General features: G+C 71.1%; 4 protein-coding genes. All 4 read right to left on the bottom strand.

The window, feature by feature from the left end; translation table 11 throughout:
• The coding region (locus tag ACYVIP_RS44795; RefSeq protein ID WP_460407350.1) for a translation initiation factor IF-2 N-terminal domain-containing protein at window positions 1–394 on the bottom strand (394 nt) is incomplete at its 3' end.
• A 90-nt stretch (window positions 395–484) separates the two neighbouring features.
• Entirely contained in the window at window positions 485–748 is a 264-nt protein-coding gene (locus tag ACYVIP_RS44790) for a YlxR family protein (protein WP_460407348.1), read from the bottom strand.
• 118 nt (window positions 749–866) lie between these two features.
• Window positions 867–1925: a transcription termination factor NusA gene (gene nusA / locus ACYVIP_RS44785; RefSeq protein ID WP_460407346.1), complete on the bottom strand. Its 1059-nt coding sequence runs from the start codon at window positions 1923–1925 to the stop codon at window positions 867–869.
• Window positions 1922–2467, bottom strand: coding sequence for a ribosome maturation factor RimP (rimP, locus tag ACYVIP_RS44780; RefSeq protein WP_460407345.1), 546 nt, complete (start codon window positions 2465–2467; stop codon window positions 1922–1924). Before rimP ends, nusA begins: the two co-directional genes overlap by 4 nt.
• Window positions 2468–2781: the final 314 nt, after the last annotated feature.

The raw sequence follows: 2781 nt of genomic DNA, 5'->3' as shown, positions 1-2781 counted from the left end.
GTTCTGGCGCTGGCGGAGCCGGCGGGGCAGCCGCGCCGGGCGTCGGCCTGGCCGGGCCCGGTCGGGCGCCGCCCGGCTTCGGGCCGCCCTGGGGCTGGGCCTGGGCCGGTGGCCTCGGCTGCTGTGCTGACTGTTGGGCCGGCTGCGGGGTCGGACCGGCGGGACGCTGGTCGCCGCCCGGCCGGGGGCCGGGGGCTCCGGCCGGCCGTGGCCGGCCGCCCTTGGCGCCGCCTGGCTTGGGGTATGCGTCACGCAACCGGCGGGCCACCGGGGCCTCCACCGTGGACGACGCGGATTTCACGAACTCACCAAGATCCTTGAGCTTGGCGAGAACTTCTTTGCTGGTTACTCCGAGCTCCTTCGCGAGCTCGTGCACTCGGGCCTTGCCTGCCACTGCTCTCCTCGTCCGAGTGAGGCCGGCGGCATGGTCCCGCTCGACCTCGTCTTATTCCCTGGGGTTCATGGCTTCAGCTTCACGGCTGACTCATGACGGGTCGACCTGCTTTCGTTGATCCAGCCCGGCCCGGGAAGATCCCGGTCCGGTCACGCGGTGATCCAGCTGCTCCAGACCACTCCGGAGCGAGCCGATGTCGAGCGGACCTGGCACGCGCAGCGCTCTCGCGAACGCGCGCCGCCGCTCGGCCTTGTCCAGACAACCCGCGTCGGGATGTAGCCACGCCCCCCGCCCCGCGGCACGACGCCGCAGGTCGAGAGCCAGGTTTCCGTCGACGAGCACGACCCTGAGCAACTCACCGGCCTCCACTCTGACCCGACAGCCGACGCAGGTACGTACCGGGCGCGAGGCCTTGGGACGAGCGGACGCCGGTCCAGAACGGTGAACCACTGAAGAGTCTATCCCGTCTGGCTTACTCGACCGAACCCGCAGTCGAAGATCCGGTCGGCGTCACATCTGGCGAGCCCGCTGACGGGACCCCGCCGGCGGGTGTCGGGGCCGCCGCATCGCTGCGGATGTCGATGCGCCACCCGGTCAACCTGGCGGCCAGCCGGGCGTTCTGCCCCTCCTTGCCGATGGCCAGCGAGAGCTGGAAATCGGGCACGATGACCCTGGCGGTCTTGGCCCGCTCGTCCACGACCCGCACGGACACCACCTTCGCCGGCGACAGCGCGTTGCCGACGAACGTGGCCGGGTCCTCGGAGTGATCGATGATGTCGATCTTCTCCCCGAGCAGCTCGCTCATCACGTTGCGCACCCGCGAGCCGTTGGGGCCGATACAGGCGCCCTTCGCGTTGACTCCAGGCACCGTCGACCGGACCGCGATCTTCGAGCGGTGGCCGGCCTCGCGGGCCACCGCCGGGATCTCCACGGTGCCGTCGGCGATCTCCGGCACCTCGAGCGCGAACAGCCTGCGCACCAGGTTGGGATGGGTACGGGACAACGTGATCTGGGGGCCGCGGGTTCCCCGGCTCACCCCGAGCACGTAGCACTTGATGCGGACGCCGTGCTCGTAGCGCTCACCGGGCACCTGCTCGACCGAGGGCAGCACACCCTCGGTGTCGCCGACCTGCACCACGACCATGCCCCGGGAGTTGGCCCGCGCGTCGCGCTGCACCACGCCCGAGACGATCTCGCCCTCCTTGGCGGAGAACTCGCCGAAGGTCTTCTCGTTCTCCGCGTCCCGCAGCCGCTGCAGGATGACCTGGCGGGCGGTGGTGGCCGCGATCCGGCCGAACCCCTCCGGGGTGTCGTCCCACTCCTGGGCCGCCTCGCCGTCCTGGCCGAGCTCGTAGGCGATCACCCGGACGATGCCGGTCCGCCGGTCGATGTCGATCTTGGCGTGTGACTGGTGGCCCTCGGTGTGCTTGTAGGCGGTGAGCAGTGCGGTCTCGATCGCCTCGATCACCGTGTCGAACGGGATGTCCTTGTCTCGCTCGATCGCTCGCAGCGCCGCGATATCGACGTTCACCGCGACCCCTCCTCTTGTTCCAGCTTGGCAATCTCGGCGGCCGGCGGCTCGCGGAACTCGACCTCGATCACCGCGTGATCGAGGTCGGTGTAGCTGACGTGCCTGAGGTCGCCATCGACCAACAGGTGCACGCCGTGGTCGTCAGCATCCCCCACACGCGCGACGAAGGCATCTTCACCCACCCGTACGGCCACCTTGCGCAGCCGTGCGCGGCGCCAGTGCCTCGGTCGGGTCAACGGCCGGTCGAGACCGGGCGAGGTGACCTCGAGGGTGTAGGAGCCCCCGAGCGTGTTGTCCGCGGAGTCGCTGCTCTCGAGCTCGTCGAGTGCCGCGGACACCGCCCGGCTGACCTCGGCGACCTGGTCGAGCCCGATGCCCGCGGTGGCGTCGTCGGAGTCGACGACGACCTTGACCAGCTGGCGCCGGCCCGCGGGCTGGATCTGCAGATGTTCGAGGTCGTAGCCGGCCCGCGCGACGGCGTCGGCGACCACCGGCTCCAGCGTCTCGCTGGCTCCGGCGGTCCGTTGTCGCTGATCGGGCACGTGCCACTCCCCTGCGTTGTCGTGATGGCGGTGTACTCACCAACCGTGGTTGCCAAGCGTATCTCGTCGTGGTCCACGAGTCGGTCCCGCGCAGGCGTGGTGCCGCCGACCGGGTGGCGAACCCGCCTGGCAGGATGACCGGCTGTGATGAACGTTGCGCGCCGTGACGTGCTGCGCGGGCTCGCGCTGCTGGCCGCCGCCGCACCGGTGATCGCGTGCACCCCGACCCCGGAGCCGCCGCCACCGCCCGATCCGCTGGCCGACCTGGCGGCGCGGGCGCGGACGGACGCGGCGACCGCGGAGGCCGTCGCGGC

This window comes from Actinophytocola sediminis (assembly GCF_054779715.1).
This window is presented reverse-complemented; position numbering and strand designations above follow the sequence as displayed.